The organism is Streptomyces sp. NPDC041068, assembly GCF_040647455.1.
Lineage (GTDB): Bacteria > Actinomycetota > Actinomycetes > Streptomycetales > Streptomycetaceae > Streptomyces.
In genome coordinates this window covers 233,158-252,605 of sequence record NZ_JBEZCG010000003.1, presented here as the reverse complement: position 1 = coordinate 252,605, position 19,448 = coordinate 233,158, and the positions used below count along the sequence as shown (strand labels likewise).

18 protein-coding genes and 1 pseudogene are annotated in these 19,448 nt (G+C 72.8%); 17 read left to right on the top strand and 2 right to left on the bottom strand.

Annotated elements, in window-relative coordinates; all coding sequences use genetic code 11:
• The first annotated feature begins 30 nt into the window (after positions 1-30).
• The 3 genes from AB0B50_RS08180 to mtnB are packed head-to-tail and all read left to right on the top strand — an operon-like array spanning position 31 to position 2,005.
• The gene (locus tag AB0B50_RS08180; RefSeq protein ID WP_362327474.1) at positions 31-624 is read left to right on the top strand and encodes a cupin; all 594 of its coding nucleotides are present in this window, start codon (positions 31-33) and stop codon (positions 622-624) included.
• Entirely contained in the window at positions 621-1,355 is a 735-nt protein-coding gene (mtnC, locus tag AB0B50_RS08175) for an acireductone synthase (protein ID WP_362327471.1), read from the top strand. The genes AB0B50_RS08180 and mtnC overlap by 4 nt, the downstream gene beginning before the upstream one ends.
• Entirely contained in the window at positions 1,352-2,005 is a 654-nt protein-coding gene (gene mtnB, locus AB0B50_RS08170; protein ID WP_362327468.1) for a methylthioribulose 1-phosphate dehydratase, read from the top strand. The genes mtnC and mtnB overlap by 4 nt, the downstream gene beginning before the upstream one ends.
• A 240-nt stretch (positions 2,006-2,245) precedes the next feature.
• On the opposite strand, the gene mtnA is transcribed toward mtnB, so the two are convergent.
• On the bottom strand, positions 2,246-3,307 hold the full coding sequence (gene mtnA, locus AB0B50_RS08165) for an S-methyl-5-thioribose-1-phosphate isomerase (protein ID WP_362327465.1): 1,062 nt from the start codon (positions 3,305-3,307) through the stop codon (positions 2,246-2,248).
• A gap of 349 nt (positions 3,308-3,656) precedes the next feature.
• On the opposite strand from mtnA, the gene AB0B50_RS08160 reads away from it, so the two are divergent.
• The 8 genes and pseudogenes from AB0B50_RS08160 to AB0B50_RS08125 all read left to right on the top strand — a co-directional run bounded on the left by AB0B50_RS08160 (position 3,657) and on the right by AB0B50_RS08125 (position 12,259).
• Positions 3,657-4,715 carry a BMP family ABC transporter substrate-binding protein gene (locus AB0B50_RS08160; protein ID WP_362327462.1) on the top strand — a complete coding sequence of 353 codons (1,059 nt, stop codon included), beginning with the start codon at positions 3,657-3,659 and terminating at the stop codon, positions 4,713-4,715.
• Positions 4,699-6,189 (top strand): annotated as a pseudogene (locus tag AB0B50_RS08155) (ABC transporter ATP-binding protein); the annotation flags it as partial. The gene AB0B50_RS08160 and the pseudogene AB0B50_RS08155, both read left to right, overlap by 17 nt.
• Before the next feature lie 463 nt (positions 6,190-6,652).
• Positions 6,653-7,726 (top strand): ABC transporter permease, encoded by a 1,074-nt coding sequence (locus AB0B50_RS08150; protein WP_362327459.1) that lies wholly within the window; start codon positions 6,653-6,655, stop codon positions 7,724-7,726.
• The gene (locus AB0B50_RS08145; protein WP_362327456.1) at positions 7,726-8,664 is read left to right on the top strand and encodes an ABC transporter permease; all 939 of its coding nucleotides are present in this window, start codon (positions 7,726-7,728) and stop codon (positions 8,662-8,664) included. Before AB0B50_RS08150 ends, AB0B50_RS08145 begins: the two co-directional genes overlap by 1 nt.
• On the top strand, positions 8,661-9,422 hold the full coding sequence (locus AB0B50_RS08140; RefSeq protein WP_362327453.1) for a nucleoside phosphorylase: 762 nt from the start codon (positions 8,661-8,663) through the stop codon (positions 9,420-9,422). Before AB0B50_RS08145 ends, AB0B50_RS08140 begins: the two co-directional genes overlap by 4 nt.
• Before the next feature lie 80 nt (positions 9,423-9,502).
• On the top strand, positions 9,503-10,858 hold the full coding sequence (locus tag AB0B50_RS08135) for an amidohydrolase (RefSeq protein ID WP_362327450.1): 1,356 nt from the start codon (positions 9,503-9,505) through the stop codon (positions 10,856-10,858).
• Entirely contained in the window at positions 10,855-11,484 is a 630-nt protein-coding gene (locus AB0B50_RS08130; RefSeq protein WP_362327447.1) for a sulfite oxidase-like oxidoreductase, read from the top strand. Before AB0B50_RS08135 ends, AB0B50_RS08130 begins: the two co-directional genes overlap by 4 nt.
• Complete coding sequence (locus AB0B50_RS08125; protein ID WP_362327444.1) at positions 11,477-12,259, top strand: ferredoxin reductase; 783 nt, start codon at positions 11,477-11,479, stop codon at positions 12,257-12,259. Before AB0B50_RS08130 ends, AB0B50_RS08125 begins: the two co-directional genes overlap by 8 nt.
• 32 nt (positions 12,260-12,291) lie before the next feature.
• On the opposite strand, the gene AB0B50_RS08120 is transcribed toward AB0B50_RS08125, so the two are convergent.
• The gene (locus AB0B50_RS08120) at positions 12,292-13,701 is read right to left on the bottom strand and encodes an MFS transporter (protein WP_362327441.1); all 1,410 of its coding nucleotides are present in this window, start codon (positions 13,699-13,701) and stop codon (positions 12,292-12,294) included.
• A gap of 258 nt (positions 13,702-13,959) precedes the next feature.
• Here AB0B50_RS08120 and AB0B50_RS08115 point away from each other — a divergent pair, with 258 nt between their 5' ends.
• The 6 genes from AB0B50_RS08115 to AB0B50_RS08090 all read left to right on the top strand — a co-directional run bounded on the left by AB0B50_RS08115 (position 13,960) and on the right by AB0B50_RS08090 (position 19,406).
• On the top strand, positions 13,960-15,447 hold the full coding sequence (locus tag AB0B50_RS08115; RefSeq protein ID WP_362327438.1) for an aldehyde dehydrogenase family protein: 1,488 nt from the start codon (positions 13,960-13,962) through the stop codon (positions 15,445-15,447).
• Between the two features lie 44 nt (positions 15,448-15,491).
• On the top strand, positions 15,492-16,397 hold the full coding sequence (locus AB0B50_RS08110) for a VOC family protein (protein ID WP_362327435.1): 906 nt from the start codon (positions 15,492-15,494) through the stop codon (positions 16,395-16,397).
• Positions 16,394-17,191, top strand: coding sequence for an aspartate dehydrogenase domain-containing protein (locus AB0B50_RS08105; protein ID WP_362327432.1), 798 nt, complete (start codon positions 16,394-16,396; stop codon positions 17,189-17,191). The genes AB0B50_RS08110 and AB0B50_RS08105 overlap by 4 nt, the downstream gene beginning before the upstream one ends.
• Before the next feature lie 101 nt (positions 17,192-17,292).
• On the top strand, positions 17,293-18,096 hold the full coding sequence (locus AB0B50_RS08100) for an alpha/beta fold hydrolase (protein ID WP_362327430.1): 804 nt from the start codon (positions 17,293-17,295) through the stop codon (positions 18,094-18,096).
• Between the two features lie 46 nt (positions 18,097-18,142).
• Positions 18,143-18,664: a cupin domain-containing protein gene (locus tag AB0B50_RS08095; protein ID WP_362327429.1), complete on the top strand. Its 522-nt coding sequence runs from the start codon at positions 18,143-18,145 to the stop codon at positions 18,662-18,664.
• Entirely contained in the window at positions 18,657-19,406 is a 750-nt protein-coding gene (locus tag AB0B50_RS08090) for an SDR family oxidoreductase (protein ID WP_362327426.1), read from the top strand. Before AB0B50_RS08095 ends, AB0B50_RS08090 begins: the two co-directional genes overlap by 8 nt.
• The last annotated feature ends 42 nt before the right edge of the window (positions 19,407-19,448 follow it).

The window sequence follows — 19,448 nt, the reverse complement described above, 5'->3', positions numbered from 1 at the left end:
CGCACACCCTTGACCTGCACTGGAGTGACCATGACTCTCCTGACGACCTGGCCGGAGGCCGGCCCCGAGACCGTCGTGCGCCGCACTTCGGACGCGGCCGAGATCGCCGCGGCGCTCGCCCCGATAGGCGTGCGGTACGAACAGTGGCCGGTGCGCGAGGACGTTCCGGCCGACGCGGACAGCGACACGGTCTTCGCCGCGTACCGCACGGAGATCGACAAGCTCAACGCCGAGGAGGGCTTCCGCACGGTCGACGTCGTGGCGCTGCACCCGCCGGCCGACGGCGCCGACCCCGAGTGGCCCGCGAAGGCCGCGGCGGCCCGTCAGAAGTTCCTGGCCGAGCACACGCACGACGACGATGACGAGGTGCGGTTCTTCGTCGCGGGCGCCGGGATCTTCTACCTGCACGTGGGCGGCGAAGTGCACGCCGTCTACTGCGAGAAGGGCGATCTGCTGGGTGTGCCGCGCGGCACCACGCACTGGTTCGACATGGGCACGTCGCCCGCCTTCACGGCGATCCGCTTCTTCCACGAGGAGGACGGCTGGATCGGCAACTTCACCGGCAGCCCGATCGCGGAGCGGTTCCCCGACTTCGACGCGATTCACGCGGGGTACGCGGCGTGACGGCTCTCGACCCGTACGACTACGCCGTGGACGCCGTGGTGCTCGACATCGAGGGCACCACGAGCGCCACCGGGTTCGTGGTGGACGTGCTGTACCCGTACGCGCGCGAGCGGTTCGGTGAGCTGCTCGCCTCGCGGGGCGGTGAGGCGGAGGTGGCGCGGGCCGTCGCCCAGGTGCGCGAGGAGATCGGCGAGCCCGATGCCGACGCGGCGCGGGTCGAGGAGGTCCTCGGCGCGTGGGTGGACGCCGACCGCAAGGCGACGCCTTTGAAGACGCTGCAGGGCATCCTCTGGGCGAAGGGCTTCGCACGCGGCGAGCTCGTCTCGCACTTCTACCCCGATGTGATCGAGGTCCTGCGGCGCTGGCACGCGGACGGGGTGCGGCTGTACGTCTACTCGTCCGGCTCGGTGGCGGCGCAGCGGGCGTGGTTCGCGCACTCCGCGGAGGGCGATCTGCTGGGCCTCGTCGGTGGGTTGTACGACACGGAGAACGCCGGGCCCAAGCAGGAGGCGGACTCCTACCGGAAGATCGCCTCGTCCGTGGGCGTCGCCCCGGAGCGGCTCCTGTTCCTGTCCGACCGGCCGGGTGAACTGGACGCGGCGCGGGCCGCGGGCTGGCGGGCGGTCGGGGTGCGACGGGCGGGAGAGCCCTACTTCGACGCCTCGTTCGGTGACCATCCGCAGGTCTCGGACTTCTCCGGGATCTCCCTAGCCGCCAGGAGCAGTTCATGACCGAGACCGCCGCCGACGTTTCCGCTGTTTCTGGTGTTTCTGGTGTTTCTGGTGTTTCCGCCGCGGACCTGGAGGAGGCAGGGCGCGTGCTGGCCGCGGAGGCCGCGCGGTTCGCCTCGTTCGGGTGGATGCGGGGGACGTCCGGGAATCTGTCCCTGGTGCTCTCGCGGGATCCGGTGCGGATCGCGGTGACCGCGAGCGGGCGGGACAAGGGTGAACTGACGGCGTCCGACGTGGTGTTGACGGATGGGGAAGGCGCGGCGGTCGGGCCGGGGCGGCCGTCGGCGGAGGCCGCGTTGCATGCGCGTGTGGTGCGGTTGACCGGGGCGGGGGCCGTGGTGCATGTCCACACGGTGGCATCGGTGGTCATGGGGCAGCGCGCCCCCGAGGGGATCCCCTTCGAAGGCCTCGAAATGCTGAAGGGGCTCGGTCATCCGACGCACGAAGTGTCGGTGACACTTCCGGTGATCGCGAACAGTCAGGACATGGGCGTGCTCGGGGATCGGCTTGAGGCGGCGATGGAGCCGGGGATGCCGGCGGTGGTCGTGGCGGGGCACGGGATCTATGTCTGGGGCGCGGATCCGCGTGCGGCGCGGCATCGGGCGGAAGTAGTGGAGTGGCTGCTGGAGTTGGCGGCGGCTCGGGGCTGAGGGCTGCCTCCGGCGGTTCTTTCCCCGACCCCGCCCCTTCCCGAAACTGGGGCTCCGCCCCAGACCCAGCTCCTCAAACGCCGGAGGGGCTGAAAGACAAGAGCGCCGGACGGGCTGGATTTTTCAGCCCGTCCGGCGTTTGAGGACGAGCGCGGAGCGCGATCGACCGAGCCCCGGGCGGCGGAGCCGCAACGTTCGGGAAGGGGCGGGGTCGGGGAAGGAACCGCCGGAGGCAAGACCTCAGCCCAGTTCCGCGCCCGGCAGCTCCCCCGCCGACACCTCCAGCACGCCCCGCTCCGTGACCAGCGCCGTCACCAAGGAGCCCGGGGTCACGTCGAAGGCGGGGTTGTGGCCGCGGGATTCCGGTGGGGCGGTTCGTACTCCGGACCACTCCAACACCTCCTCCTCGCCCCGCAGTTCGATGTGGATCCCGTCGCCCGACGCCGTCCCGAGGTCCACCGTCGTCGTCGGTGCCGCCACCATGAAGGGGATGCCCGCGTACGCGCAGGCCAGCGCGACGCCGACCGTGCCGACCTTGTTCGCCGTGTCGCCGTTCGCCGCGATGCGGTCCGCGCCGACGATCGCCGCGTCGACCTCGCCCCGCAGGATCGTGCCCGCCGCCGCCCCGTCCGCCTGGACGTAGTGCGGGATGCCCTCCTGGGCGAGCTCCCAGGCCGTCAGACGGGCGCCCTGGAGGAGCGGCCGGGTCTCGTCGGCGTACACCGTCTCCAGGCCTCCCCTGGCGTGCAGTTCGCGGATGACGCCGAGCGCCGTGCCCCAGCCCGCCGTGGCGAGCGCGCCCGTGTTGCAGTGGGTCAGGATCCGCAGCGGGCGATCCGACCCCGCGGCCACGCGCTTGAGGAGCCAGTCCGCGCCGTACGCGCCCATCGCGTGGTTGGCCGCCAGGTCCTCCTCGACGATCGCGTGCGCCTCGGCGAGGACCGCCGCCGCCCCCTCGCCGATCAGGGGCTTCACGCGGTCCACGCACACCATGAGGTTCACCGCGGTGGGCCTGGCCTCCCGTACGCGTGCGACCTCGGCGTCCAGGCGCGCGCGGCCCCAGCCCTCGCGCTCGGCCTGTGCCATGGCGAGCGCGACGCCGTACGCGCCGGCCGCGCCGATCGCGGGGGCGCCGCGGACGACGAGGCGCACGATCGCGTCGATCAGGCCGTCGACGGTCGTGACCTCTAGGCGTTCCAGGGCGTGCGGGAGCACCGTCTGGTCGATGAGGGACAGCGACGGCGGCGTGCCGTCCTCCGCGGCCGCCGTCCACGTCACGGCGCGCAGGTCCTGGCTGCTCATGTGCTCAACTCCGAATGAAGTGGGGGGCGATTCCGGCCATGGGAGGAGGGGTGCCGTCACCGTACCCGACATGCTCGAACCACATTTCGAGACGTTCGTGCGGCTGTCCGAAATCCGGTGTTACCCTCACCGCCACCCAGGACCGATCGATCCGATCCACGGTGCGAGGAGGACAGCCATGACCGCGAACATCACCGCGAAAGCGAACGCGACGCGCTGCCCCGCCGTGTCCTGCGGCCGCCGAATGTGCCGTTGTCGCCGCTGCTGTCGCTGAGCGACGCTTTTCAGCACGTACGACTCTCCTGTCACCGTCTGGGCAGCTCCCAGGCACCTCCACGAAGGCGATCCCATGTCCCTGCGTACGCGTACGTCCCTGAGACTCACCGCCGCGACCGTCGGCGCCGTCCTGCTGGCCACCGGCTGCAACGCCGCCGCGAAGGACGGGGATTCGGACAAGGGCGGGAAGGGGAAGACGTTCACGCTGATCACGCCCGACCCCGTCGCCCAGAACGAGTTCCTCAAGCTGTCCGTCAGCGGGGTGAAGGCGGCGGCAAAGGCCCGGGGCGGCTCGCAGAAGGTCTACCAGAGCAGCGACAACGACTCCCGGCAGCAGAACGTCGCCTCGGCCGTGGACTCCGCGCCCGACGTCGTCGCCCTGGTCGGCTTCGAGTTCGCGGACATCGTTGCGCAGCAGGCGGAGGCCCACCCGAAGCAGCAGTTCCTGCTCGTCGACGCGTGCACCGAGAAGACGTACAAGAACGTCACGTGTGCCGTGTTCCGCGAGCACGAGGCCGTCTTCCTCGCGGGCGCCGAGGCCGGGCTGCTGACCGAGAGCAAGAAGGTCGGGGCCGTCGACGCGCTCGACACCCCGCAGTTCCGGCGGTACAGCGAGCCCTTCGAGGCGGGCGCGCAGAAGGTGCGGCCGGGGGTGAAGGCCCGGACGCTGTTCGTGGGCGGGCAGTCGCCGTTCAACGACGCGGCGCGCGCCAAGGACCAGGCGGCGACGCTCGGTTCGGGCGGCGCCGACCAGGTGATGGCGGCCGCGGCGGGCGGCAACACGGGCGTCTTCCAGGCGGCGAAGTCCGCGAACGGCAAGGGGTTCCAGGCGTACGGAGTGGACGCCAACCAGTGCCTCGGTGCCCCCGGGGTCGTCGTCGACAACGTACTCAAGAAGACCGATGTCGCCGTGGAGAAGGGCATCGCGCAGATCCTCGACGGCAAGGGCGGCACCACGGTGTCGTACGGCCTCAAGGAGGGCGGCATGTCGCTGACCGGTCTGGAGCCGAAGGTCGCCGACTCCAAGTGCCTGATCGCGAAGCCCGCCAACAAGGACGTGCTCGCGCGCGTCGAGAAGCTGCGTGACGACATCGTCGCCGGGAAGCTGACCGTCGATGACCCCGCCGCCTGAGGTGGCGGGCGAGGCTCCCGCCGTCGAACTGCTGGGCATCACCAAGGAGTTCCCCGGCACGCTCGCCAACGACCGGGTCGACCTGACCGTGCGGCGCGGCGAGGTCCACGCCCTGATGGGTGAGAACGGCGCGGGCAAGTCGACGCTGATGTCCGTGCTGTACGGGCTGCAGCGGCCGGACGCCGGGCGGATCCTGCTCGACGGGCGCGAGGTGTCCTTCGCGAATCCGAGCGAGGCGATCGCCGCGGGGCTCGGGATGGTGCACCAGAGCTTCAAGCTGTTCCCGTCGTTCACGGTCGCCGAGAACGTCGTGTACGCCGCCGAGCCGCGCCGTTTCGGCCTGACCGACCGGGCGGAGGCGGTGCGCAGGGTGGCCGCGCTCTCGGCGGAGCACGGGCTCGCCGTCGATCCGGCGGCGAAGGTCGGCGATCTGCCGGTGGGCGTGCGCCAGCGCGTGGAGATCCTCAAGCTCCTCCATCGGGGCGCCCGTACGCTCATCCTCGACGAGCCGACGGCGGTGCTGACGCCCACGGAGGCGGACGCGCTCTTCGGCGTGCTGCGCTCCCTCGCCGACGAGGGCCGCACGGTGCTCCTCGTCACGCACAAGCTGCGCGAAGTCATGGAGGGCAGCGACGCGGTGACGGTACTGCGGGACGGGCGGGTCGCGGCGCGCATGCGGACCGCCGACACGAGCGCGGACGGCATCGCGGCGGCCATGACGGGCCGTTCGGTGGAGCTGGACCGCATCCACCCGGCGGGCTCGCCCGGCGGTGAGGTCCTGTCGGTCGCCGGGCTCGCGGCGGACGGGGTGCGCGACGTGTCGCTCACGGTCCGCGCCGGGGAGATCGTCGGCATCGCGGGCGTGGCGGGCAACGGGCAGTCCCAACTGGTCGAGGCCGTCGCGGGGTTGCGCCCTGTGACCGCGGGCCGGGTCACACTGACGGGTCAGGACATCACGGACGCGACGGCCGCGGAACGCCGTGCGGCGGGCCTCGCGTACGTCCCCGAGGACCGCGCGACGGTCGGCACGGCACCGGCGGCGACGATCGCCGAGAACCTCGCCATGGGCCACCACCGGGGCCACGGTCTGCTCCGCCCCGGCTGGCTGCGCGAGCACGCACGCGTCCTGATCGAACGCTTCGGGATCAAGGCGACGTCGTCCGGCCATACGGCGGGTTCCCTCTCCGGCGGCAATCTGCAGAAACTCGTCATCGGGCGCGAACTGGCCCATGAATCCCCGCTGTTGATCGTCGAGCAGCCCACGCGCGGCGTGGACATCGGCGCCGTCCAGACGATCCACGACCAACTGATCGCCCACCGCGACGCGGGCCACGCGATCCTCCTGGTCTCCGCCGAACTCAGCGAGATCCGCGGCCTCTCGGACCGGGTCCTGGTGATGTACGAGGGGCAGATCGCCGCCGAGTTCCCCCGCGAGGAGGCGGACGAGCGCAGCCTGGGGCTCGCGATGGCGGGGGCGGTGCCGCTGCCCTCGGCGGGCGGCCTGGGCGAAGCGACTTCGGGGGCAGGGACCGCCGAGCAGCCTCGGCCCGCCGCGCACCAGGGGCCTGGGCGGACGGCGCACGAAACATCCGGAGCCGCGACGGCCGGGGCACCCGCGCATTCGGCACCGGAGCATTCGGCACCCGAGCAGACCGGAGCCACGGCGGTCCTGAGCGGGCCCTTCGCGTCCGGGAAGCCCGCGCCCCTCACGCCCGAGGCCGCCGAGACCGCCGAGACCGCCGAGACCGCCGAGACCGCCGAGACCGCCGAGACCACCATGACCGCCATGACCGAGGCCACCGAGGCCGGGGCGCCCGCGTCCCCCGCGCCCGAGGTGACCGGCGGCGCCGGGAGCGGGGCGCCCGCTCCCGGTGGTGGCTCCGGCCCACCCGCCCAGCGGGCTCCCCGCTCCGAGTCCGGCAAGGAGGCCTCCTGACATGGCCGTTGAGCGTGTGTCCGGAGAGGGCTCGCCCGTCGGGCGGGTGCTTCGGTCGTCCGCCCTGCATTCCGTCGTCGCCGCCGTGCTCGTCGGGGCGCTCTTCCTCGTCGGGACCGGGGCCGAGCCGCTCGGCGCGTACGGGTCCGTCGTCAGCGGTGCGCTCGGGCCCGACGGGATCGGGGCCACGCTGACCACAGGGACCAGCATCCTCGGGCTCGCCGTCGCGCTTGCGATACCGATGCGTGCGGGGCTCCTGAACCTCGGCGGGGACGGGCAGTCGGTGCTCGGCGGGATCGCCGCCGCGGCCACCGGGCTCTACGCCCCGCTGCCCGCGCCGCTCGCCGTGCTCGCCGCGCTGCTCGCCGGGATGCTGGCGGGCGCCGTCTACGCCGCGGCGGCCGCCGTGTGCCAGAACCGGTTCGGCGTACCGCTGTTGGTGAGCAGCCTGCTGCTGAGCTACCCGGCGATGTCCTTCGCCTCCTACCTCGCGCGCTTCCCGCTCAAGGAGGAGGGCTCCAGCCTGCCGCAGACCCGGCGCCTTCCGGACGGCGTGGAGCTGCCCGCCTTCGGTTCGTCCACCGTCACGGTGGGGCTCGTGCTCGTCGTGGTCGCCGCGGGCGTCTTCGTGTTCGCGGACGCCCGTACCGCCACCGGCTACGAGATCCGCATGACGGGGCTCAATCCGCGCTTCGCCGCGTACGCGGGGGTGGAAGGGCCCCGGCTCACGCTGCGGCTGATGGCCTTGTCGGGGGCCGTGGCAGGGCTCGTCGGGGCGATCGGCGTACTCAGCTTCCCCTATCGCTTCATCGACGGGTCGCTGACCGCGGGCGGGCACACCTGGACGGGGCTCACCGCCGCGCTCCTCGCCTCGGCGGCGCCGATCGGCACGGCCGTCGCCGCCCTGTTCTTCGCCGCGCTCGAAGTCGGCGGGCTCGCCATGGAGCGGGCCACGGAGGTGCCGCGCGAGCTGACGCAGGTGCTCCAGGCCGTCGTCATCGTCTTCCTGGCCGCGCGCCTCAGGTTCACCCGGCGGCGCGCCAAGAAGGCCGCAAGCCCCAAGGAGGACCTGTGATGTCCGTCGACTCCGCCCTGTTCCACTCCGCGCTCCTCGCGCTCACCCCGATCCTGCTCGCCGCGCTCGGCGGCGCGATCTGCGAGCGCGCGGGCGTGTTCAACATCGGGCTCGAAGGCATGATGCTGATCGGCTGCTTCGCCGCGGTCGCGGGCAGCTGGTTCACCGGCAGCGCCTGGCTCGGCGTGGCCCTGGCCGCCCTCGCGTCGGCGGCGTACGCGATGATCCTCGCCGTGGGCACCATCAGTCTGCGCGGTGACGCGGTCGTCCTCGGCGTCGCGCTGAACCTTCTCGCGGTCGGCCTGACCGGCTTTCTGCTGCGGACCGCCTTCGGCGTCCAGGGCACCTTCTCCGACCCGGAGTTGGCGGGCCTCGACGGCATCGGCCTCGGCTTCCTCGGCCCCGTCCTGTCCGGGCACTCCGCCCTGGTGTACGCCTCCTGGGCGGCCGTGGCCGTCGCGGCCGTGTTCCTCGCGCGCCACCCCTGGGGTCTGCGTCTGCGCGGGGTCGGCGAGGCGCCGGACGCCGCGGCGACGCTCGGCGTGAGCCCGGCGAAGTACCAGTACCTGGCGGTGCTCACCAGCGGACTGCTCTGCGGGCTCGCCGGCGCCCAACTCGCCCTCGGCAACGTCACCTTGTTCTCGGAGAACATGACGGCGGGGCGCGGCTGGATCGCCGTGGTCGCGGTCATGCTGGGCCGCGCGCTGCCGGTCGGCGTGCTGCTCGCCGCGCTGCTCTTCGGTATCGCGGAGGCGGTCGGCTTCCGGCTGCAGGGCAACGGCCTGCCGCAGCAGGCGACCGACGCCGCCCCCTATGTGGTGACCCTGGTCGCCCTCTTCCTGTCCACGGCGCGCCGCACGTCCACGGCCCGCGGCGGATCCACGGCGCGCGGCAAGCGCCGAAAGCGCCCCAAGTCTCTGGTAGGAGCCTCTTCATGACGTCCTCGATCGACGCGCTGCCCATCACCCGCGTCCCCCGCACCGGCCTGCCCGCGCACGCGGTCGTCGTCGGCGACCCGGGCCGCGCGGCCGCCGTCGCCGACCTCCTGTCGGACGCGAAGGAGGTGTCGTACCACCGCGAGTACCGCACCTTCACCGGCACCTGGCAGGGCACCGAGGTCGTCGTCGCCTCGCACGGCGTCGGCGCCCCGGGCGCGATCCTCCTCTTCCAGGAGCTCGCCGAGGCGGGCGTCACCACGATCCTGCGGCTCGGCACGGCGGGCGCGATCCGCTCCGGCATCCGCGACGGCGACCTGGTCATCGCGGACGCGGCGGTGCGCGACGACGGTGTGACCCAGCAGCTGATCCCCGCCGAGTACCCGGCGTTCTCCGCGCCGGAGGCGGTCATCGCCCTGCAGCGCGCGGCGCGGGCTGCCGGCGCCCCGCACCACCGGGGCGTGGTGTGGACGCGGGCCGCGTTCCAGCCGGGCTTCCTGCCGCTGCCCGGCGATGCGTACACACGGGCCGGGATCGCCGCCATCGAGATGGAGCTCTCGGCGCTGTACGTCTTCGCATCGACGCACGGCCTGACGGCGGGCGGCGCCCTCGTCGTGGACGGCGCGAACGCGGACGAGCTGGTCGACAGGGAGGCCACCGGAGGCTACGACCCGCACCGCGACGTGGTCGCCGAAGGGGTCGACCGGGGCGCCCGGATAACCTTGGACGCGCTGCGCCTGCTGGCCTCGGCCGAGCACTGAACGAGGGCAGAGCTGAACGACGGCAGTCGCGGGCGCGGCGACCGCCCGCGACCACGTGGAACCACGGAGAAACGGAACCGATGCACGCCACTGACCTGCCGGCCCAGGACCGGGGCGGCCCCACGGACCTCCTTGTGCACGGCGGCGACGTCCTGACCGTCGACGACGCGGGCACCGTCGTGCCGGACGGCGCCGTGGCCGTCCGCGCCGGACGCATCGTCGAGGTGGGCCCCGCCGACCGGCTGCGCACCGCGTACGAGGCGGCCGAGGAGATCGACGCCCGCGGCTGCCTCGTCCTGCCCGGCCTGATCAACACGCACACGCACCTCGCGATGAACCTGATGCGCGGCATCGCCGACGACGTCACGCTGCAGGGCTTCCTGGAGCGGGTGATCCCGCGCGAGGCCGAGATCCTCTCTCCGGAGACGGTGGCCGCCGCGATGCGGGGCGCCGTCGCCGAGTCCGTGCGCGGCGGCGTGACCACCGCGCTCGACATGTTCTGGTTCCACGAGGCGGCCGAGGACGTGGCCCGCGAGGCGGGCTGGCGCCTGCTGACCGGGCCGACGTTCATGGACGTGCCGGGCCCGCCGGACGGCAGGCCCTACACCGAGCGCCTCGACTGGGCGGCCGAGCACCTCAAGGCGTACACCCCGGCGCCCGGCACCCGTCCGGTCGTCTGCGCGCACTCCGCGTACACCCTGAACCCCGCGCAGCTCACCGAGATCGCCGCGCTCGCCCGCGAGCACGGCGCGCTCCTGCACGTCCACGCCTCCGAGAACGCCGCCGAGGTCGCGAACGTGACCGAGCAGCACGGCATGCGCCCCGTCGAGCTGCTCGAATCGCTCGGCGTGCTCGGCCCCGACACGCTGCTCGCGCACGCCGTCGACCTCACGGACGCCGAGATCGCGGCCATCGCCCGTACGGGTACGAAGGTCGCGCACTGCCCGGTGTCGAACCTGAAGCTGGGCTGCGGCATCGCGCGCGTGCCCGAGCTCCTGGACGCGGGCGTCACGGTCGGCCTCGGCACGGACGGCGCGGTGTCCTCCAACACCCTCGACCTGCTCGGCGCGGTCAGGATCGCCGCGCTGGTGCACAAGGCGGGGGGCGACCCCACCGCGGTCGGCGCCGAGCAGGCCGTGCGGATGGCGACCGTCGAGTCGGCGCGGGCGCTCGGCCTCGGCGACCAGCTGGGCTCGCTGGAGGCGGGCAAGCGTGCGGACCTGATCGTCGTCGACCGGGACCGGCCGCACCTGCTGCCCCGCCACGACCCGTGGTCGACGCTGGCCTACGCCGCCGCCGCTTCGGACGTCCGCGACACGGTCGTCGACGGGCGCGTCCTGATGCGCGACCGCGCACTGCGCACGCTCGACGAGGCGGTGGCGCTGCGGGACCTGGCGTCCGCGGCGGCCGCGCGCCCGGAGACGAGCGTCGTATGAGCCGGGGCTCCGCTTTCGAACCCACCCGCGCTTTCACGGGCCGCGCCCGCGCCGCGGACCGCGATCCGCGGCTGCCTCCGGGACAGTACGACGCACGGGACGGCTGGCCCGTCCTTTCCGCCGAGGTGACGCCTCAACTGGCCGCCGCCGACTGGACGTTCCGGGTGGACGGGCTCGTCGCGACGCCGCGCACCTGGACCTGGGACGAGGCGCACGCGCTGCCCGCGTCCGAGTACCGGGGCGACATCCACTGCGTGACGAGCTGGTCCAAGTTCGGGGTGCGCTTCGGCGGGGTGAGCCTGGACTCCTTCCTGGCCGCCGCGGGCCCGCTCCGCGAGGCCACGCACGTCGTCGCGTACTCCCACACCGGCTACACCACGAACCTGCCGCTCGCCGATGTGAGCGGCGGCAGGGCGTGGATCGTCTGGGAGTACGGCGACGGGCCGCTGCCCGCCGAGCACGGCGGCCCCGCCCGGCTGATCGTCCCCCACCTGTACTTCTGGAAGAGCGCCAAGTGGGTCGCCGGGCTGCGGCTCCTCGACCACGACGAGCCCGGCTTCTGGGAGCAGAACGGCTACCACCACCGGGGCGACCCGTGGGCGGAGGAGCGCTACTCCGGTGACTGACACCTCGTACCCGAACAACGGCTTCTCGTACCCGAACAACGGCTTCGTGCCGCCGACCCGCTTCGCCGTGCCGGGACGCATCGCGGTGAGCAACCGCGCCGCCGCCACCTGGCAGCGCGCGACGGTCCTCGAGATCCGCAGGGAGACGCCGGCCGCGAGCACCTTCCGCCTCAAGGTGCCCGAGTGGCAGGGGCATCTGCCGGGCCAGCACCTGATGCTGCGGCTCACCGCCGAGGACGGCTACGTCGCCCAGCGGCACTACTCCATCGCCTCGGCGCCCGACGGCAGCGGCGAGATCGAGCTGACCCTCGACCACGTGCCGGGCGGCGAGGTGTCCGGGCATCTGCACGGCGTGGCCCGCGTCGGCGACGTGGTCGAGGTGCGGGGGCCGCTGTCCGGCTTCTTCGCCTGGCCCGGCGACCGGCCCGCGCTGCTGCTCGGGGCGGGCTCCGGCGTGGTGCCGCTGATGTCGATGATCCGCCACCACCGCGCCGCGGGGCTCGACGTGCCGCTGCGCCTGGTCGTCTCGGCGCGCACGGCACAGGACCTGATCTACGCGGACGAGTACGGCGACGAGACCAGCATCGTCCTGACCCGCTCCGAAGGCCGCCTGAACGCCGGCCACCTGGCGCCCTTCCTGGGTGCGGAAGGACAGCCGGACGGCGGCTGGGAGGCGTACATCTGCGGCTCCAACGGTTTCGCCGAGCACGCCTCGCGGCTTCTGGTGGGCGGTGGCCAGCCGGTGGACCGGATCAGGATCGAACGCTTCGGCTGACCGCCACACCCCTGCGAGGCGGGGCAGGCGCCTTACGGGGAGACCTCCTCCAGGCGCCGCCCCGCCGTCTCCTCCGCGCCGAGCGCCGCGACGGCGGCGCCCACGACGGCCACCGCGCCGAGCATCACGAACACGGTCGAGACGCTGCCGCCCGTGTAGACCGCGCCCACCACGATCGGGCCGAGGATGACGCCGAGCCGGTTCATGGCCCCGCCCACACTGGAGCCGAGCGCCCGCATACGGGTCGGGAAGAGCTCAGGCGTGTACAGGTACAGGCAGATGTTGGAGCCGAAGAAGAAGACCGCGGCGAGCGACGTCCAGACGAGCACCTCGACCGGGGTGCGGGCGCCGAGGAACGCGAGTACGAGCAGCATGGCCGCGGCCCCGCCGAGACAGCCGGTGATGACGCGCCTGCGCCCGGCCCGGTCGACGGTGAGCGCGGCGACGAGACAGCCGAGCAGACCGGCGCAGGACGTGACGGTGGAGTAGAGGAGCGCGTCCGAGAGGGATAGGTCGTAGCGGTTCTGGTAGATCGTCGGCAGCCAGGACGTGATGCCGTAGTTGACGAAGTAGCCGGTGAACCAGAGGACGCCGATGACCAGGGTGCGGCGGCGGTAGCGGCCGGTGAACAGGCCGCGCGGTCCGCTCGCGGACGCCTCGGGCGCTCCGGAGGGCTCGCCGACGGGCGGGGCCTCGGCGACGGGCGGCAGCGGCTTCCCGGTGATCCGCTCGACCTCGGTCTCGATGCCGGTCATCACGGCGGCGGCCTCCTCCGTCCTGCCGTGGTCGGCGAGCCAACGCGGCGACTCGGGGACCTTGCGCTGTACGAGGATGCAGAGCACGCCGGGCAGCGCGGCGATGGCGTACATCCAGCGCCAGCCGAGGAGCGGCACCACCCAGGCCGCGACGAGCGCGCCGACGGTGAGGCCCGCGGGGAAGACGAGTTCGTAGAGGAGCACGAAACGGCCGCGCTTGTGGCTGCGGGTGATCTCGGCGATGAAGGTCGCCGCCACCGGGACCTCGCCACCGATGGCCAGGCCCTGGACGAAGCGCAGCCCCATGAAGAGGTCCGGCGAGGGGGACGCGGCGAGGGCGAGGTTGGCGACGCTGGAGACCGCCACGCACAGCGCGATGACCTTGACGCGGCCGATGCGGTCGGCGAGCCGCCCGGAGAGCAGGGCACCGACCAGCATGCCGATCGAGCCGACGGTGAGCAGGAGCGTCGCCCGGGAGGTGGACAGATGCCACTCGTCGCGCAGTTCGGGCAGGGCGTAGGCGATGAGGAGCTGGTCGAAGGCCTCGAAGAAGGTGACGGCGCCCACGATGAGCCGGACGGTGACGTGCCAGCGGCACAGGGGGAGCCGTTCGAAGCGGGCGGCGATGTGGGCCCGGGAGGCCAGGAGGGTGTGATCCGGCGGTGTGTCTGAAGCGTTGAGCGTCATGCAGGTACTCCGCGGCGGTGAGGGGGAGCGACAGCGCGGCCCGGTACCCGGCGCCGGGAACGAGTTAGCGCAAAGTTTTTAAGCGCTTAAGTTGTACCGTCCGCAGGCGGGAAGCCGTCAAGAGCTTGAACACGGAAAGAATGAACGACCGGGTCTTGCGCCCAAGATATTTAAGCCCTTAGATTTCTAGCGCTTAGTCACAACGGCCTCGCGCCGCCTCTCCAGGTCAACTCCCCCGCTCCGCAAGGAGGGCCCCGCATGCCCCGAACACCCGCAGACGAAGCGCTCATCGCGGGCGAGTGGCGGCGCGGCGCGGGTGCCCCCGCGCACACCGTCGACCCGGCCACGGGCCACGTGCTCGCCACCGTGCACGCGGTCACCGTCGAGGAGGTCGCCGAGGCGGCCGAAGGTGCGGCCCGCGCCGCCGCGGACCCGCGCTGGCGGAACCTGCTGCCGCATCGGCGGGCCCAACTCCTGCACCGCGTCGCCGCGTTGATCGAGGAGAACGCCGAGCACCTGGCCGCGCTGCAGACCGCCGACACCGGCAAGGTGCTCGCCGAGACCCGCGCCCTGGTGGCCAGCGCCGCGGGGACCTTCCGCTACACGGCCGCCGCCCTGGAGACCGCCGAGGAGGCGATCACACCCTCGCGCGGCGCCTACGTCACGATGAGCGTGTACGAGCCGATCGGCGTCGTCGGCGCGATCAACCCCTGGAACTCCCCCGTCGCCAGCGACGCGCAGAAGCTCGCCCCCGCACTCGCGGGCGGCAACGCGGTGCTGCTCAAGCCGGCCGACTGGACCCCGCTCGTCTCGCTCGCGCTCGGCCGCCTGATCAGCGGCTCCCTTGACGAACTCGGCCTGCCCGCAGGCCTGTTGTCGGTCCTGCCCGGACGCGGCGGCGGCGTCGGCGACGCGATCGTGCGCCACCCGCTCGTCGGCAAGGTCACCTTCACCGGGGGCACCACGACGGGGCGCACCCTCGCGCACGCCGCCGCCGAGAAGCTCATGCCCCTCTCGCTGGAGCTGGGCGGCAAGTCGCCGACGGTCGTGCTCGCCGACGCCGACGTCGAACAGGCCCTGGCCGGGGTGATGTTCGGGGTGTTCTCCTCCAGCGGGCAGTCCTGCATCGCGGGATCGAGACTCTTCGTCGCGCGCGAGCTGTACGACGACTTCGTCGGTGAACTGGTCGAGCGGGTGGGGAAGTTGCGGGTCGGTCCCGGTACCGACCCGGCGACGCAGGTGGCGCCGCTCGTGCACCACAAGCACCGGGACTCCGTCGCCGCGTACGTGGATCTCGCCCGCGCGGAGGGCGCGCGGGTGCTCTGCGGCGGAGCCGTGCCCGAGGGCGAGCGGTACGCCGACGGCGCGTACTACCTGCCGACGGTGCTCGACGGAGTGCCGAACACCGCCCGCGTCTGCCGGGAGGAGATCTTCGGCCCGGTCCTCGTGGCGCTGCCGTTCGACGACGAGGACGACCTGGTCGCGCAGGCCAACGACTCGGTGTACGGCCTGGCCTGCGGCATCTGGACCCGCGACCACCGGGCCGCGTGGCAGCTCGGCCGCCGGATCGAGGCGGGCACCGTCTGGATCAACACGTACAAGCAGTTCAGCATCTCCACCCCCTTCGGCGGCATGAAGGACAGCGGTCTCGGCCGGGAGAAGGGCCGCGACGGCATCCGCTCCTACCAGCGCCAGAAGTCCCTGTACTGGGGCACCGCCGAGACGCCGCTGCCCTGGGCCGGCTGACCCGCCCCGGCCCCGGCCCGACCTCCCCGACCCCCGGAGTACCGATGTCCCATCCCCCGATCGCCCGGCTGCGCGCCCTGCGCTCCGTCGAACTGCTCACCCCCTCCTTCGCCCGGGCCACCGACTTCTACGAGGATGCCTGGGGCCTGGAGGTCGTCGAGGCCGAGCACAGCGCGAGCTGGCTGCGCGGCACCGGCGAGGAGCACCACGCCCTCCAGCTCACCCGCTCGGAGCGGACCGGCCTCGGCAGGATCTCCTTCGCCGTGGGCACTCCCGCGGAGATCGACGAGGCGGCGCGGCGCCTTCAGGCGCGCGGCATCACCCCGCTCTCGGGCCCTGGCCCTCTCGACCAGGTGGGCGGCGGCTACGGCCTGCGCTTCGCCGACCACGAGGGCCGCCTCGTCGAACTCTCCGCCGACACCTGGGCGGTGGCCCCGCGCAGCCGCGACTGCGCGGTGCCGGTCGGCGTCACGCACGCCGTCCTCAACACCCCCGACATCGACGCCGCGGTCGCCTTCTACCGCGACGTGCTCGGCCTGCGCGTCTCGGACTGGTCCGAGCACCAGATGGCGTTCCTGCGCTGCAACGCCGACCACCACTGCATCGCGTTCAACCAGGCCGAGTGGGTCTCCCTCAACCACGTGGCGTACGAGATGAGTTCGATCGACCACTTCATGCGGGGCCTGGGACGCCTCCGCCACCACGGGATCGTCCCGAAGTGGGGTCCTGGGCGGCACGGGCCCGGCAACAACACCTTCTCCTACTTCACCGATCCGACGGGACTCGTGTGCGAGTACACGTCCGAGGTCGCGCAGGTGGTCGAGGACCGCTGGATCGCCAAGGTGTGGCGCCGCGTCCCCGAGCTGTCCGACCTGTGGGGCACGGCGGGCCCGCCGTCGAAGGAGATCCGCTGCCACATGGCCGGTTCGCCGGAAGGAGCGCGCGCGTGAACCGCACCCTGAAGGTGGGACTCGTCGGCTGGGGCGCCATCGGGCGCGTCGTCGGCACGGCCCTTGCCCAACAGAAGATATCCGGCGCCGAGTTGACGTGCGTCGTCGACAACCGCCCGCTGGGCGAGGCCGCGCCCGCGCCGCAGGTCTCCTTCGAGGAGGCCCTCGAAGCCTGCGACCTGATCGTGGAGGCGGCGGGACAGGGCGTCGTACGCGAGTGGGGCGAGCGCGTCCTGGCCTCCGGGACCGATCTGCTCGTGGCCTCGACCGGCGCCCTCACCGACGAGGAGTTGACCAAGCGGCTCCTCGCGGCAGGGCCCGGCCGGGTCTACTTCACGGGCGGCGCGGTCGGCGGGCTCGACCTGCTGCAGGCGGTGCGCTCGCTCGGCCCGCTCGACGAGGTGCGTCTGACGACCACCAAGCTGCCGTCGACCCTCGAACAGCCTTGGATGGACGAGGAGTTGCTCGGCCGGATGCGGTCGGCCACCGGCCCCGTCGAGGTCATGTCAGGGACCGCGCGCGAGGTCCCGGTGAAGTTCCCCAAGTCGACGAACGTCGCGGCGTCGGTCGCGCTCGCCGTCGGCGACCTGGACGCCGTGCGGGTCCGTGTCGTCGCCGACCCGGGCGCGCACCGCACGCGGCACGTCGTCGAGGCGTCCGGCGCGCACGGCGCGTACCGCTTCGAGGTGGCCCATCTGCCGGACCCGGGCAACCCGGCGACCAGCCAGGTCGTGCCGTACGCGGTGCTGCGCTCGCTGGCGGCGCTGGCCGGGCGGACGGGGCAGATCCTGTGACCACCGGCCCTGTGACCGCCGACCCTGTGACCACCGGCCCTGTGACCGCCGACCCTGTGACCACCGGCCCTGTGACCGCCGACCCTGTGACCACCGGTCCCGTGACCACCGACCCTGTGACCACCGGTCCCGTGACCACCGCCGTCCATGTGGAGGAGGCCGGGTCCCACGGGCCGCTGCTGCTGTGCCTGCACGGCATCGGCTCCTCGTCCACCGCCTTCGCGCCGCAGTTGGCCGAGCTGTCCGCGCACGCCCGGGTCATCGCCTGGGACGCGCCCGGCTACGCCAAGTCCCCCGACCCCGACGGCCCGTTGGACCTGGACGGGTTCGCGGACGCGGCGGCCGACGTGATCCGCTCCTACGGTGCGTCCGCGCACGTGCTCGGCGTCTCGTGGGGCGGCGTGATCGCCCAGCGGCTCGCCGTCCGGCACCCCGGCCTCGTCGACTCACTGATCGTCGCGGACTCCAGCGTGGGATCGGGGACCGACCCGGAGAAGGCCGCCGGGATGCGGCAGCGCGCCGCCGAGCTCGCCGAGGCGGGGCCCCGGGCGTTCGCCGAGCGGCGCGGACCCCGGCTCGTCTCGCCCGACGCGCCGCCGGAACTCGTCGAGCGGGTCGTCGACACCATGGCGGCCGCGGTGCGCCTGCCCGGCTACGGCTACGCCGCCGAGTCGATGGCCGCGGCCGATCTGCGCCCGGAGATCCCGGCGATCACCGCGCCCGTCCTCGTCCTCTGCGGCGACCGGGACCGGGTCACCGGCGTCGAGGCCTCGCAGGTCATCGCCGGGTCCCTGCACAAGACCGCCTACGTGATCGTCAAGGACGCCGGTCACCTGGCCAACCAGGAACAGCCCGAGCGGTTCAACGCCTGGGTCCTGTCCCACCTGCACATCGTCACCTCCTGAAGCACCCACCACCTCCTGAACCACCCGTTCACGAAGGGCCCACACCATGCCTCTGACCACCACCGCCTACGACAACGGCGGCGACCTCGCCCAGTACACCGACTCCCTCATCGCCACCAAGGAGTCCCGCGTCGCCGACTTCGACACCCTCTCCTTCCAGGAGAAGGCGGGCCCGCAGTACCGCCGCGGCCAGATCCGCTACGTCGGCTCCGGCGCCACCGGCAACCACGAGGGGGACAGCCGGATCATCCCGTCCGGCGGCTTCACCTTCTCCAACATGCTCCTGCCGCCCGGCGCCGAGGGCCCCGCCCACACCCACCACGACGTGGAGGAGGCCTTCTTCGTCCTGGAGGGCGAGGTCCGGGTCGGCGTGCACCGCGGCCCCGACGAGGTCGAGTACCGCACGCTCGGCTACCGCGACATGATCGTCGTGCCGGCCGGGGTGACCCGCTCCCTGAAGAACGAGGGCGACACCGACGCCCTGTTCTGCGTCGTCATCGGCACGCAGAAGCCGCAGGTGCCGTCGTACCCCGAGTACTCGCCGATGCACGGCGTCACCCGTGACTGAAACGGCCGATCCGCGCACGGTCGTCGTGACCGGGGCGGGCCGTGGCCTGGGACTCGCCATGGCCCGCCGGGCGGGCGCCGACGGCTTCCGGGTCGTCGTCGCCGAGCTGGACGCCGAACGCGGCACGCAGGCGGCGCGGGAGCTGCGGGCGCGGGGATACGACGCCCACTTCGCACGCTGCGATGTCGCCGACCCCGCATCGGTCGACGAACTGTCCACCTCCGTCCGGGACTTGGGGCCGCTGTACGGCCTCGTCAACAACGCGGCGCTCGCCAACGGCGTCGGCGGCAAGGAGTTCCAGGACATCGACGTCGCGGCGTGGGACCGGCTGATGACGGTCAACGCGCGCGGCCCCTGGCTCGTCGCGAAGGCCCTGCACCCGCTGTTCGGCCCGACCGGACGCATCGTCAACATCGCCTCGGACGCCGCCTTGTACGGCTCCCCGCGACTCGCCCACTACATCGCGTCCAAGGGCGCCGTCACCGCCCTCACCCGGGCCATGGCGCGGGAGCTCGGCGAGCGCGGCATCACCGTCAACGCGCTCGCGCCCGGCCTCACCGAGTGCGAGGCGACCGAGGCGGTGCCCGCCGAACGGCACGGCCTGTACCGGGCCAACCGGGCCATCTCGCGCCCGCAGCGGCCCGACGACCTGGTCGGGCTCGCCTCCTTCCTCCTGTCCGAGGAATCCCGCTACCTCACCGGACAAGTGATCGCCGTCAACGGCGGCTTCACCATGCACTGAACCCCACCGAACCCCATGAACTGAACCCACGGGAGAACACCG